11 protein-coding genes and 1 pseudogene are annotated in these 12,684 nt (G+C 74.7%); 7 read left to right on the top strand and 5 right to left on the bottom strand.

Annotated elements, in window-relative coordinates:
* Positions 1 to 80: 80 nt before the first annotated feature.
* Entirely contained in the window at positions 81 to 851 is a 771-nt protein-coding gene (locus tag ACEPPI_RS13555; RefSeq protein ID WP_373915480.1) for a methyltransferase domain-containing protein, read from the bottom strand.
* A 91-nt stretch (positions 852 to 942) separates the two neighbouring features.
* Between ACEPPI_RS13555 and ACEPPI_RS13550 the strand changes: the two genes are divergently transcribed.
* Positions 943 to 1,572, top strand: a complete 630-nt coding sequence (locus ACEPPI_RS13550; RefSeq protein WP_280916343.1) for a CGNR zinc finger domain-containing protein — start codon at positions 943 to 945, stop codon at positions 1,570 to 1,572.
* On the opposite strand, the gene sodX is transcribed toward ACEPPI_RS13550, so the two are convergent.
* Entirely contained in the window at positions 1,476 to 1,895 is a 420-nt protein-coding gene (gene sodX / locus ACEPPI_RS13545) for a nickel-type superoxide dismutase maturation protease (RefSeq protein WP_280916342.1), read from the bottom strand. The two genes, ACEPPI_RS13550 and sodX, sit on opposite strands and share 97 nt — an antisense overlap.
* Before the next feature lie 173 nt (positions 1,896 to 2,068).
* Between sodX and sodN the strand changes: the two genes are divergently transcribed.
* Positions 2,069 to 2,464 carry a superoxide dismutase, Ni gene (gene sodN, locus ACEPPI_RS13540; RefSeq protein WP_007266490.1) on the top strand — a complete coding sequence of 132 codons (396 nt, stop codon included), beginning with the start codon at positions 2,069 to 2,071 and terminating at the stop codon, positions 2,462 to 2,464.
* A 220-nt stretch (positions 2,465 to 2,684) separates the two neighbouring features.
* Here the strand turns inward: sodN and ACEPPI_RS13535 are convergent, their stop codons facing one another.
* Together ACEPPI_RS13535 and ACEPPI_RS13530 are read right to left on the bottom strand one after the other, a co-directional pair.
* Complete coding sequence (locus tag ACEPPI_RS13535) at positions 2,685 to 3,251, bottom strand: GNAT family N-acetyltransferase (RefSeq protein ID WP_373915479.1); 567 nt, start codon at positions 3,249 to 3,251, stop codon at positions 2,685 to 2,687.
* A complete protein-coding gene (locus ACEPPI_RS13530) occupies positions 3,248 to 4,030 on the bottom strand; it encodes a hypothetical protein (protein WP_373915478.1) in 783 nt (260 codons plus the stop codon). Before ACEPPI_RS13530 ends, ACEPPI_RS13535 begins: the two co-directional genes overlap by 4 nt.
* 491 nt (positions 4,031 to 4,521) lie before the next feature.
* Between ACEPPI_RS13530 and ACEPPI_RS13525 the strand changes: the two genes are divergently transcribed.
* On the top strand, positions 4,522 to 4,911 hold the full coding sequence (locus ACEPPI_RS13525) for a hypothetical protein (RefSeq protein ID WP_373915477.1): 390 nt from the start codon (positions 4,522 to 4,524) through the stop codon (positions 4,909 to 4,911).
* Positions 4,839 to 4,994 (top strand): annotated as a pseudogene (locus tag ACEPPI_RS13520) (methyltransferase); the annotation flags it as partial. The gene ACEPPI_RS13525 and the pseudogene ACEPPI_RS13520, both read left to right, overlap by 73 nt.
* Before the next feature lie 748 nt (positions 4,995 to 5,742).
* On the opposite strand, the gene ACEPPI_RS13515 reads toward ACEPPI_RS13520, so the two are convergent.
* A complete protein-coding gene (locus ACEPPI_RS13515; RefSeq protein ID WP_030190019.1) occupies positions 5,743 to 5,928 on the bottom strand; it encodes a DUF6104 family protein in 186 nt (61 codons plus the stop codon).
* 136 nt (positions 5,929 to 6,064) lie between these two features.
* Here ACEPPI_RS13515 and ACEPPI_RS13510 point away from each other — a divergent pair, with 136 nt between their 5' ends.
* The 3 genes from ACEPPI_RS13510 (at position 6,065) to ACEPPI_RS13500 (ending at position 12,635) form a co-directional block, all read left to right on the top strand.
* Entirely contained in the window at positions 6,065 to 8,170 is a 2,106-nt protein-coding gene (locus ACEPPI_RS13510; RefSeq protein WP_373915476.1) for a trypsin-like peptidase domain-containing protein, read from the top strand.
* Between the two features lie 85 nt (positions 8,171 to 8,255).
* Positions 8,256 to 9,275, top strand: a complete 1,020-nt coding sequence (locus ACEPPI_RS13505) for an AAA family ATPase (RefSeq protein WP_373915475.1) — start codon at positions 8,256 to 8,258, stop codon at positions 9,273 to 9,275.
* Positions 9,276 to 9,281: 6 nt separating this feature from the next.
* Positions 9,282 to 12,635: an SAV_2336 N-terminal domain-related protein gene (locus ACEPPI_RS13500; RefSeq protein WP_373915474.1), complete on the top strand. Its 3,354-nt coding sequence runs from the start codon at positions 9,282 to 9,284 to the stop codon at positions 12,633 to 12,635.
* Positions 12,636 to 12,684: the final 49 nt, after the last annotated feature.

The raw sequence follows: 12,684 nt of genomic DNA, 5'->3' as shown, positions 1-12,684 counted from the left end.
GAGGGGCGGTACGGGATTCCCGTACCGCCCCTTCGCCGTGCCCCGGCGCGGGCCGGCCGCCCGGCGCCGTCGTGAAGTTCCTACTTCAGGCCTAGGACCAGCGCGTCCGAGGGGGAGCGCCAGACCGTGCGGGCCTCGGCGAAGCCGGCCCCGCGCAGGGTCCGGGCGTGCCAGGCCTCGTCCGGGGTGTCGCCGTCCGCGTGCTCCCCGTAGATCTCGAACCGGGCCGCCGTGGGCTCGGCCAGGACCGGGTCGGCCGCGGCCAGGGCCCACCATTCACGCCAGTCCGGGACGCCCAGGGCGCGGGCCCGGTCCATGCCGGCGTGCCGGTGGGCGTGGTCGGCGGCGTCGATGCGCGGGGTGGCGGGGTCGGGCATGTGGTCGGCGTTCATGAAGACCCCGCCGGGGCGGACCAGCGGGGCGATCCGCCCGTACAGGACGGCCAGGTCGGCGCTGGGCAGCCAGTGCAGCGCGGTCGCGGTCAGGACCGCGTCGTAGGACTCGTGCGGGAGGGCCGCGGGCCAGTCGGGGTCCTTGAGGTCGGCGGTGACGAAGGTGACCCGGTCGTCGCCCGCGAAGTGGCCCCGGGCGATCGTCAGCAGCGCGGGGTCGAGATCCAGCCCCGTGCTGGTGGCTTCCGGGAACCGCTTGAAGAGCCTGTCCGTGATACTTCCCGTACCGCACGCGAGATCCAGTACCCGGGGGGCGGGGCCGACCAGTGCTTCCACCATGTCCAGCATGACCCGGAACCGTTCCTCGCGGTCGGGCATGTACCACTCCTGCTGGCGGTCCCAGCTGTCCTGCCAGGCCTGCCAGTCCGTACCGAACGACCCGGTCGCCGTATCCGTCATCGAGAACCCCTCCGTACGTAATACCCTCGAACCAGTACCAGCCGTTACCTCGGCCGCTGCTGACACTAATCCGCATCCGTAAGGACTACAAGTGGAACTGGCCCATTACTCGGACTATGCCGTGCGCCTGGTCAACACCGAGGAGCCGGCCCGCAACAAGGACGCGCTCACCTCGGTGGACGACGTCCGCGCCCTCTTCGGGGCCAGCGTGCAGATGGCCCGCCGGGTCACCGACACCGACGTCACGCGCTTCCGCAACGTGCGCGGCCGACTGCGCGCCGTCTTCGAGGCCGCCGACGGCGGCGACCACGTCCTCGCCGTCGACCTGCTGAACTCCCTCCTCATGGAGTTCCCCGTCAGCCCCCAGGTCTCCGGCCACGAGCTGGTCGGCCCCGACGGCCGCCCCGACTGGCACATCCACCTCGCCGAACACCCCTCCAACGCCTCCGCCGGCTACGCCGCCATGGCGGCGATGGGCCTGGCCTTCGCCCTCACCGAGCACGGCCCCGACCGCCTGGGCCTGTGCCAGGCGCCGCCCTGCCGCAACGCCTACCTCGACACCTCCACCAACCGCTCCCGGCGCTACTGCTCCGACCGCTGCGCCACCCGCGCCAACGTCGCCGCCTACCGCGCCCGCAAGCGGCTGGAGGCCGAGGAGTCCGCACGCATCGGCCGCACCGCCGAGGCCGCCCAGGACAGCCACGCCCTCAGCGAACGCTGACCGTCCGGGCGCGGCCGCAGCCGCAGCCGGGCCACCGCCAGCACCAGCTCCTCGGGGACCGCGCCGTAATCGGTGCTGTCCCCGGTCTCGTTGAACGGGTTGTCGCCGAGCATCCACCAGCCGCCCGGCCGGCGCTCGGCCGCCCGCTTCACCACCAGCAGGTCCTGCTGCAGCGGATGGCGGAAGACCACCACGTCACCCGGCCGGACCAGCGCCTCGTACCGGACCACCAGCCGGTCCCCGTCCGCCAGGGTCGGGGCCATCGACGGGCCCGTCACCTCGGTGATGCCGATGCGCCCCCGTGTGCGCCTGTTCTCCGTCATGTCCGGCCTCCTCGTCCTCCCCGCATGCTGCCGTACGGTCCCGTACGTTCGCTCACCACTCCTCGACCGCCCATGGACTTTTGTCCTAAGCCCATGGGGGCGCCCGCGATTTCCGCTTTCTCAGCGAGTAATCTCCACCCTTGAGAAGACGATCACGAGGAGGACCCACTCCAATGCTTTCCCGCTTCTTCGCCCCCAAGGTGAAGGTCTCCGCCCACTGCGACCTGCCCTGCGGTGTGTACGACCCGGCCCAGGCCCGCATCGAGGCCGAGTCCGTCAAGGCCGTCCAGGAGAAGTACCAGGCCAACGAGGACGCCGACTTCCGCGCCCGCGCCATCACCATCAAGGAGCAGCGCGCCGAGCTCGCGAAGCACCACGTGTCGGTGCTCTGGAGCGACTACTTCAAGCCCCCGCACTTCGAGAAGTACCCCCAGCTGCACACCCTGGTCAACGACACCCTGAAGGCCCTCTCGGCCGCCAAGGCGTCGAACGACCCGGCGACCGGCGCGAAGGCCCTGGAGCTCATCGCCGAGATCGACCGCATCTTCTGGGAGACCAAGGCCGCCTGATCTTGGGCGCCCGAGGGATCTTCCTGCGCTGCCGGTCAGAGCGCAAATGACAACGGCCCGACCGCTCTCCGCGGCCGGGCCGTTGGGCTTTCGCAACGCCGGCTTGGGCGGTGCCATCACGGGCGCCATCGCCCTCATCGCCAGGTAGTACACAGCCGCTGAACGAAGGAGCCCCTTCGGGCCGGGAGGGGGCTCTTTCGTCGTTCCCCGACTGCTTCGGTCAGGGTGCGGCGGCCGGAGCGATTTCGAGGACCATGGCCTTGTGGAACGGGGCGCCCTCCCACGGATGGGACGTCCCGACAGCCCGGTACCCCCACGCGGCGTACGCCGTCTGGGCGGGAGCGGCCTCCGGCTCGGGCCGGACAGTCAGTGTGACCCGCTCCGCGGCGAGTCCGTCGAGGAGGGCGGCGTGAAGCGCTGCGGCGACGCCCCGGCGGCGCCAGGGCTTTCGGACGGCCAGCTCCATGATCACCCACGTACGGGCGCCGTCCTCGCGCGTGAAGTCCTCCGGCAGCTCCCTGTCCAGGTTGCCCCACCACCCGGTGCCAGCCGAGAGCAGGTACCCGTAGGCGAAGCCGATGACCTCCTCGCCGTCGCGGGCGGTGATCAGCCGCATCCCGGCCCGCTGGACGTGAACGAGGTAGTGGTCGATGAACTGCGCGACGTCGGAGGGGCCCTCGTTGTAGGGCGGCTCGGCGTAGACCTCCTCGTAGGCAGGAAGGAACGCATCGAGGGCTCCGGCGGCCTCGGGCCCCTCGAATCGCTCGTACTTCACCTCGGACGTCACGCCGCCCCCCTTGCCTGTACATGCTCGGCCAGTTCTCCAGCAGCCTCCCGGGCGGAGGCGGCTTCGACGGTCCACAGCACGCCGGCCACCTCGGCCAGCCGCTTCGTGACGCGCCCGGATTCGACCTCCTCCAGGTGCTCCAAGCTGCCTACCGCATGCGCGGCTCCCTCGTCCACCTCCCCGGCGGCAATGAGGTTCTTGGCCAGGGTGATCCGGTAGAGGGCTCTGTTCCGGCCGTAGGTGGTCTCCTGGTGCTGGAGAGCCGCGCTGAGGAAGCGGGTGGCGGCGGCGTGGTGGCCGAGCTCGCTGCAGAGGAGGCCCTGTGCGTACTCAAGTTCCGCCGGCCCGTGGAATGCCGTCCACTCGGGGGACGGGCGGCCCTTCCGGGACATGGACTTCATCGCCACGCCGAGCCGGGAGCTCGCCGCTGGACCGTCCCCCATCATCGCGAGGGCGCGTGCTTCCCGGGCGGCGATGAGGGACTGGAGGACGGGGGAGCCGAGGCTCGTCGCGCGATCCTGGGCGGCGCGGGCGAGGTCGAGGCCGTCACGTGCTCTGCCCTCGTGGCAGGCCTGGAGGCTCATGGAGGAAAAGATCAAAATCTCGAGGTTCGTGTCCTTCAGCATCGTGGCCGTGGTGAGGGCTTCGCCGAAGTAGCGTCGCGCGCCCTCCTGGTCGTCGGCGTCGTAGGCGAGCCAGCCGCAGTGTTCGGCGATCTCGCCTGAGAGGAGCTGGAGCTGCCGGCCGATCGTGTCCGGGTATTGGCCGGTATTGATCACACGGCGGACGCGCCGTAGGTGGCGCACAGCCAGGGAGCGGACGTCTCCGCCGCCGTACGCGTCATCCAAGTTCGGTCGGACAAACTCCGAACATGGCGTGCAATGTCCGCCAGGCCTTAGCGCGAGGCGCGGGCGGGTAGGGCTGTCGCCATCGCCGAACCTGCCGGTCCGTCAGCGTCACGGGCTCGCCGAGGATGTCCGCAGTCACCTGGAAAGCGCGCAAGAAGTCCGCCGGCTTCTCCCAGCCCTGGACGACGCACGCGTGGGCGAAGGCTGTCAGATCGGGTTGCACCGTCACCTCCGGTGAGCTTGAGGTTTCTGACCGTAGCGGCTTCGGGGGTCCGTGAAAGTCCGCTCGACGCGAAAAGTCCGGCCGAAAGTCCGGCTGAAGGTCCGGCGGCGGCAGTCCGGGAGCCGTTGACTCGTAGGTGTGGGAGGCGGCGGGCAACGCCCGCCGACCGTTCGCCCGCTGACGAAGCTAGGGAACCGCCATGTCTTCCAAGAGAACGGCCGACTGGTACGCGAGCTGTCTGCCCGAGCCTGCGGACGCCCATGCCGAATGGCAGGACCACGGCATCGCCGTACTGCCGCTCGGCGCCCGCTTCGAGGCCGTACGCATTCCCGACGCCCTCGCCTACGCGGCCACCGAGAGCTCCGAGCACCGCGTCGTGGACATGGCCCTGGCCCTCGCCTTCGAGGGGCCCCTCATCCACGACTCGCGCGGCCGGAACCACTACGCGCTCGTCGAGGATCCGGTTACCACACGGCCTTGCTGTGTGAGCGAGTCGGCTCCGCGCGGGTGGTCGCCATCGAGGTGGACCAGGAGCTCGCCCGCACGGGCGCCGAGAACCTCAAGGCGGCCGGCTATGACCCCGAGCTGATCGTGGGCGACGGCCTCGCGGGCGCGCCCGACGCGGAGCCGTTCGGCCGGATCATCAGTACAGCGGCGCTCCGGCGCGTTCCGTACGCCTGGATCGAGCAGTCCGGGCGGAACGGCGTGATCCTCACCCCGTTCGGGACGGCCTACAGCAACGCGGGACTCCTGCGGCTCCGCGTCGATGCTCCGGGCACGAAGGCGGACGGCGCGTTCGTCGGCGAATCCTCGTACATGTGGATCCGCTCCGAGCGGCCGACCGTCGACCTCCGGGCCCCCGACGAGTCGATCGGCCGGCAGTCGCCGATCGATCCCGCACAGGTTCTGGGATCCGGACACCTCCAGGACTTCGCCATCGGCCTCCAGGTCCCGGACGTCTCCTTCTCGCACCGTGGAAATGGCGGTGACCGGCAGGTCCAGTTCGTGGACGAGGCCGGCACCTCGGCCACGATCGTCCGCTACGGCGACTGGTGGGAGGAGGACGCGGTCCGCTCGTGGGGACCGCGCGACCTCTGGGCGGAAGTGACAGCCGCGTACACCTGGTACGAGCTGCAAGGCCGACCGCATCACCCGCTTCGGCGTCACGGTCGACCGGTCCGGCCAATACGTGTGGCTGGACGACCCTGCCCAGCTCGTCGGGTCCTGACCCAAGCCCCTGCCGGACGCTCTCCGGCAGGGGCTACCCGTCTGTTCCGGCCAGAGAGCGGCTCGAACTCGGGGCGGAGCGCTCCGTTCCGTGTGATTGCCGGTCACGGGGGAGCCGGGGAAGGGCTTGCCGTCGGGCCCCTCGGACGTACGGGCGACGCAGACCGTTGCGGGTCCGCGCCGCTCCCCGTGGCTACTCCTCGTCCTCGTCCTCGTCGTCCAGGCGGGCCAGCCAGGTCGCCAGGCGTTCCACCGGGACCTCGAAGTCCGGGTTCAGGTCGACGAAGGTGCGCAGCTGCTCGGCCAGCCACTCGAAGGTGACCTCCTCCTCGCCGCGCCGCTTCTCCAGCTCCTCGATGCCGCGATCGGTGAAGTACAAGTCGGGCTCCGTGCCGTGTGGTGATGGGGGTGTTTCCCGCCAGGATAAGCCGGGCCCCGGCGACATCTCCCGCCGTCCCCGCCACGGCGCTAGCGTGGAGGTCCCGGTGGGGTGAGCGGGGGACGGGGGTCGAGGGATGCCTGATGGGCGCACGGCCGGCCCCGTACGCGCCTTCGAGCTCCTGGAGCCCTTGGTCCGGGCCGCCACGGTACGCGTCCACGCGCCCCCGGGCGGGTATGACAACCCCGGCAACGACTGGACCGGACCCACGTGGGGGAGCGGCTTCTTCATCGCCCCCGGCTGGGTCCTGACGTGTGCGCACGTGGTCGGTGAAGGGGGTGCTGCGGTGCGTCTGGCGGGGCGTGAGGTCGGCATCAGCTTCTTCTCGGGACCGGCGGGAACGGGCTCCGGCCCCCCGGGCTCCCGGGCCGACGCGGGCATCGGGACGGTCACCGGGCGCGTGGAGTGCGTCCTGCCCGAACGGCTGGAGGATCGGCGGCCCGGCCGGCGCGCCCTGTGGGACCTGCCCGACCTGGCGCTCGTCCGGGTGCTCTCGCCGATCTCCCACGCCTGCGTGTGGCTGACCGACCGGGCCGGACCCCGGCTGGAGGAGGCCGCGTACTTCGGCTGCACCGAGGAACTCGGCATCCGCGAGATCACCGGCCGCACCACCCGGCTGCGCGGCACCGCCGCGGGCGGCGCCGCGATCCGCCTCGGAGACGAGGACGAGATCGAGGCCGGCATGTCCGGCGGGCCCGTGGTGGACCTGGCGCGCGGAGAGGTCATCGGCGTGGTCAAGGCCCGGCGGCACGGCGGCGGGGGCGGACTCGCCGTGTCCGTGGACCGGCTGCGGACCCTGCCGATGGCCGCGACCGGACAGACCGGCCTGTACCGCAGGGTCATGCAGGCCCACGACCTCTACCACTACGACCGCCACGTCAGCGACCTCGACAGCCGCCGGACCTGGACCGACGTGCACGACGAGCTCGCCGCCGCGGACGGGGACCCGTACGGCGGGCGCGCGCGGCTCACCCCCGGCGAACGCACCACCCTGTGCGGGCTGCTCGCCGAACTGCCGCCGCCCGGCTCCTCGGAGGCCGTACGCGAGCTGGCCGAGCGGGCCCGCGGCGAGGAGCCCGACACCGCCCTGCCGGCCCCGCTCAGCTGGCGCGACGGGCTCGGGCTGCTCCACGACCCGCCCGGCGCGGGCGGGGAGGCCGCCGCGATGCTCCGGTACGCCACCGACGTGAGCGTGGCCGACCACCGAGAACCCCCGGCGCCCGGGGCCGACGAGGAACTGTGGGACTGGGTCCGCGCCACCGCGGAACGGCTGTGGCGCCCGCTGCGGCGCGAGCTCGCCGAGCGCCACGAGCGCGGCCTCGCCGAGCGTGAACGGCGCCGGCGCGCCGCCGTGGGCCGGGCGGCGCACGGACCGGTCCGGCGGGACCGGCGACTGCCCTCCGGGCCCTCGGTGCTGCTGGAGGTGTGGGCGCACGGCTGGGAGGACGTCTACGACTGGCGGGTCTCGGTGCTCGCCGGACCGGCCCGCCCCGGCCGGGTCACCCCGGTGGAAGCGGGCGTACGCGAGACCCTCGCCGCGCTGCCCGAGGCACTGCGGGCCCCGCTCGCCGAGGGCTTCCGCCGGTGCGACACGCACGAGTCGGCCGCGCTCCTCGAAGTGGCGGTGGCGCCCGACCTGTTCGGGCTCGCCGTGGACGCCTGGACGGTCTCCGGCGGGGTGCCGGTCGGCGTCCAGCGGCCGGTGGTCTTCCGCCTGCCCCCGGGACGGGCCGGGGAGGCGGCCGGCCCGCGCTGGGCCCGCGTGCAGGCCGGGCCGCTCCTGGACCAGCGCGCCGACTGCGCGCGGGGGCGACCCCGCAGCCCCTCGCCGGAGTGGCTCGCGGGGCTGGCCGACAACACCGTGCCGGTGCTCTGCCGGGCGCCCGGCGCCGAACCGACCCTGGGCGCGCTGCACGTCCTGCGGGACGCGGGCTACGGGGTGGTGGTGTGCCGGCGGCCCCCGGCCGACCCCGGGGTGTCCTGCGCGCCCTACCACCGGGGCGTTCGGGAGGAACTGGCCGAGGCGGGCCGGGGCGCGGTGCTGCCGCTGCGCGTCCAGGCGCTGCGCGGGCGGGCGTACGGGGCGGATCCCGACGCCTACTGGGCGGCCGGGCTGGCCCTCGTATGGGAGGACCCGGCGCGGGCCCTGCCCGAGGACGAGCCGCTGCAGGGGGATCTGTGAACCGGCGGGCAGGTGGCCGGCGGGAGGGGCGCCGGCGGAGCGGGAGCCGGTGCGGGCGAGTCGCGTTGCGTGGGAGGGGACGGCCGTGAACGACGAATGGCTCATCTACCGGGGAGTGGGCGAACCCCACGACGGGATCGGGGCGCTGCCCGATCCGCCGCCGTGGCGGGACTTCGACGGCGGCCCCGTCGAACCGCCCGGCGGGGCGGCCGCCACCGCCGCCGACAACGTGGCGCGCCGCCTCGGCGCCCACCGGCAGGCCGCCGAACTGCACCGGCCCGAGCCGGAGGAGCTGGAGGCCGTCAACGCGGCGCTCTACCTGCGCAGGCCGCTGCTGGTCACCGGCTACCCCGGCACCGGGAAGTCCACCCTCGCGCACGCCGTCGCCCACGAGCTGAAGCTCGGCCGGGTGCTGCGCTGGCCCGTGGTGTCGCGGACCGTGCTCCAGGAGGGGCTGTACCGCTACGACGCGCTGGCCCGGCTCCAGGACGTGCAGATCGCCGCGAGCGGGGGCGGCGGGGCCGGGGGGATCGGGGCCGGGGGGATCGGGAAGTACATCCGGCTGGGGCCGCTGGGGACGGCGCTGCTGCCCACCGAGCGGCCGCGCGTCCTGCTGATCGACGAGCTCGACAAGAGCGACATCGACCTGCCGAACGACCTCCTGAACGTACTGGAGGAAGGCGAGTTCACCCTCCCGGAACTGGAGCGGGTCGCCGACTCCGAGCCGGAGGTGCGGGTGCTCACCGACGACGGGGCGAGGGTGACCGTCCGGGACGGGCGGGTGCGCTGCCGGGCCTTCCCGTTCATCATCCTGACCAGCAACGGCGAACGGGACTTCCCGGCGGCGCTGCTGCGCCGGTGCATCCAGCTCAAGCTGGGGCAGCCCGGGGAGAAGCGGCTGGCCACCATGGTCCGGGCGCACCTGGGGGAGGACGCCGCCCGGCTGGGCGCCGACCTGATCCGGGAGTTCCTCAGCCGCTCGCGCTCCGAGCTCGTCGCCGCCGACCAGCTGCTCAACGCCATCTACCTGACGCACTACGCCGCCCCGCCCACCCGGGAGGACCTCGCGGACCTGCTCATCCAGCGCCTCGACCGTCCGAGGTGAGGGCCCGTGGCCGCCTCCGCTGACCAAGGGCCCGTGGAGCCCGACATCCGCGCCCTGGCCGGGTTGCTGCGGGCCGCCGGGCTCGATCCGTCCGCCGGGGAACTGTCCGACGCCCTCTGGCTGGCCGGGCGTACCCGCACCCGTGCCCGGCCCGTCCCCGCCGGTCCGGATCCGGTCCCGGCGGATCCGGACCGGCGGGGACGGGAGGACCCGGGGGAGCGGCCGCCCCCGCCGCCGCGCCGGGAGGAACCGGAAACCGAGGATCCGGTCAGGCTCTACGCCGCCGGGGCGCGGCACGCCGCCGACGGAGACCCGGACGCGGAGATCCCGCTCGGGGGCGGGGTGCCGGTCCGGGTGCCCGGCGCCGCCGCGCTGCCCCGCATCCTCGACATCCAGCGGGCCCTGCGCGCCCTCCAGCGCCACCGGCCCCCCGGCCTGCCCGTCCGTACGGTCCTCGACGAGGCCGCCACCGCCGAGGCCAGCGCCCGCGCCCCGGGCCTGGTCATCCCGGTGCTCCGGCCGGAGACCCGGCGCGAGGCCACCGTCAGGCTGGTGATGGACGCCTCCCCCTCCATGGCGGTCTGGCAGGAGATGTTCGAGGAACTCCGGTCGGTCTGCGAGCGGCTGGGCGCCTTCCGGGACGTCCAGGCGCACTACCTGCACCGCCTCGCGGACGGTACGGCCGCCGTCGGACGCGGCCCCTCGCCCGCCGCCGCCCTGCGCTCGGGCGACCAGCTGCGCGACCCCACCGGGCGGGCACTGACCATGGTCGTCTCCGACTGCACCGGCCCGGTGTGGCGGGAGGGTGAGGCCCAGCGGCTGCTCCACCGCTGGGCCGAGTGCACGCCCTGCGTGATCGTGCAGCCCCTGCCGCAGCGGCTGTGGAACCGTAGCTGGCTGCCGACCGAGCGCGGGGTGCTGGAGCACGCCGAGGGTGGTGGCGGAGCCGTCGGCGGCGGGCTGAAGCTGAGGTTCCGCCCCGACCGGCCGCCACGGCCCGGACAGCCCACGGGCGGGCTCACCGTCCCCGTGCTGCCGCCGCACGCCGCCGCCCTCGGCGCCTGGGCCCGGCTCGTCGCCGGACTCGGCACGGGCCCGGTGCCCGCCGAGGTCGGCCGGGTCCTCGCCCGGCACCCCGCCGCCCCCGTCCCGCTGCCCCGCACCGCCCGGCCGCCCCACGAGCTTGTCCGCCGCTTCCGCGCCTCCGCCTCGCCCGGTGCCGTACAGCTCGCCGTGTACCTGGCGGCGGCGCCGTTGACGCTGCCCGTGATGCGTCTGGTCCAGCGCACGATGCTGCCGGACTCGGAACCCTCCGACCTGGCCGAGGTGCTGCTCGGCGGGCTGCTGCGGCGCAGCGGCGAACCCCCGGGGAACTGGTACGAGTTCGTCCCCGGGGTGCAGGACGTGCTGCTGGGGCCGCTGGGACGCGACGAGGCCGCCCTGGTGCTCAAGCACTGCTCCGAGTACGTACGGGCGCACTTCGGCCGCGGCGTGCGCGACTTCCCCGCGCTCGCCGTCTCCCAGCTCACCGGCGTCCCCCCGGACGCCCCCGCCGACGACCCCGGCCGGGTGCCCGCCGGGCGGCTCCCGCAGGCCTTCGCGCACGTCTCGGCCAAGGTCGTACGCCGCTACCTGCCCGGTCCCCCCGAAGACGACCCGGACGCCCCTCTGCCCGAGCCCGCCCCACCCGCCCCCGCGGGCCGGGCCCCCGGGCTCCTGGCCGCCCGGGACCGCCTCGCGGACGGCGACGCCCGGGCCCTGTACGAGGCCGCCGCCCTGCTGCGGCGGGCCGTGGCGGCCCCGGCCGGGCCCGAGGACCCGCCGGAGGAGGCGGAGACCGAGCTGGCGGGGGCACTGCTGCGGCTGTGGGCCGTCCAGCGGGACCCCGAACTCCTCGACGAGGCCGAGCGGGCGGTGGCCGGGCTGGGCTCCCCGCCCGCCCGGGCGGCCCGGGGCCGGGTGCTGTACGAGCGGGCCCTGGCGGCCGGGCCCGACCCGGAGCTGCTGGCCGCCGCCGACCGGGAGTTCGCCGCGGCGGGCGCCGCCGCCGGCCCCGCCCTGCGCCGCGACTGCGCCGTGCGCCGGGCGCAGACCCTGATCCGGCTGGGCGCGCTGCGCGACGACCCGGGCCCGCTGCACGAGGCCCGGTCCGCACTGGAGGCCCTCACCGGCCCGGACACCGCCCCCGGCACGGGGCCGCAACCCGCCCTGGCCCTGGCGCTGGGGCGCGTCCTGCTGGCCCTGCTGCCCCGCACCCCGGACCCCACCGAGCGAGCCGCCCTGGCCGAGCAGGCCGCCGCGCACCTGTCACGGGGCCTCACCGCGCTCGTCGCCGAGCGGGCCGCCGCCACCGCCCCGGACACCGGCACGGGCACCGCCGGGGCTCCTGCCGCCGGGGAAGTGTCCCCCGCCGAAACCGCCGCCGCGCGCACCGCCCACGTCCGGGTGGAGCTGGCCGAGGCCCTGCGGTACCTGCCCGCCCGGCTGGAGGAGGCGGCCGGGCAGCTGGCCCGCGCCCTGGGTGAGGCCGCCGTCGAGCCCGACGCGCGGCTCGCCGCCCTGTTGTGCCTGGCCCGGGTGCACCGGGCCCGGTACGCCCGTGACGCGGATCCGGCGGACCTGGAGGAGGCCTCGGAGGCGTACGGGCGCGCCCGTAGGCTGATCCCCCGGGACGGGGAGGCCTTCGCGGAGCTGCTGCCCGAGTGGGGCGACGTACTCCTGGACCGCACGCGCGCCGAGGGCGGGCGCCGCTTCGCCTCCACCGCCGTACGGGTCCTGCGCGAGAGCCGCTCGGCGGTGCCCCAGTCCGACCCGGGCGCCGCCCCCCGGCTGCTGCGACTGGCCACCGGGCTGCGGCTGCGGCACGCCTACGAGGGGGACCTGGTCGACCTCCGGGAAGCGGAGTACCTGCTGGAACTCGCCGTCCGGCAGAGCCACCGCCCCCTGGAACGGGCCCGAGCCTGGCGCGACCACGGCGACGTCCAGCAGGAGATCCACGCCCACACCCGCACCGTCGACCGCCTCGACCGGGCCGCGGACTCCTACCGCCGGGCCTGGCGCGCCGCGCTGGAGGCCGACCAGGACGAACGGCGGGACACCGCGCTCCGGCTGGCGGTCCGCGTCCAGGAACTGCGCGGCGAGGTACTGGAACGCCTCGCCCGCCCGCGGGCCGCACTCGACGCCTACCGGGCCGCCCTGGAACTGCGCCGACGCCTCGACCCGGCGCGGGACGGGGCGCCCGAACCGGAAACGGTGGAGTGCGAGGCGGCGGCCGGAGCGGTGGAGGCCGCACCATCCCGGGTGCCGTGGTCCGCCGAGGCGCTCACGGCGCGGATCCGCGCCCTGGAGGAGGGCCTGTGAACCGTTTCCCCCCGCCGGGCGGCGGGAAGAGGCAGTGGACCGGAAGAGC

The organism is Streptomyces sp. AB3(2024), from assembly GCF_041862025.1.
Taxonomy (GTDB): Bacteria; Actinomycetota; Actinomycetes; order Streptomycetales; family Streptomycetaceae; genus Streptomyces.
Note: the sequence above shows the minus strand (reverse complement) of the source record. Positions and strands in the feature narration are given on the sequence as shown.

What these genes read in the sequence shown, in the direction of transcription:
- ACEPPI_RS13525 (WP_373915477.1), top strand. Translation starts at nt 4,522, where the DNA reads ATGTCTTCCAAGAGAACGGCCGACTGGTACGCGAGCTGTCTGCCCGAG.
- sodX (WP_280916342.1), bottom strand. Translation starts at nt 1,895, where the DNA reads ATGACGGAGAACAGGCGCACACGGGGGCGCATCGGCATCACCGAGGTG.
- sodN (WP_007266490.1), top strand. Translation starts at nt 2,069, where the DNA reads ATGCTTTCCCGCTTCTTCGCCCCCAAGGTGAAGGTCTCCGCCCACTGC.
- ACEPPI_RS13510 (WP_373915476.1), top strand. Translation starts at nt 6,065, where the DNA reads ATGCCTGATGGGCGCACGGCCGGCCCCGTACGCGCCTTCGAGCTCCTG.
- ACEPPI_RS13555 (WP_373915480.1), bottom strand. Translation starts at nt 851, where the DNA reads ATGACGGATACGGCGACCGGGTCGTTCGGTACGGACTGGCAGGCCTGG.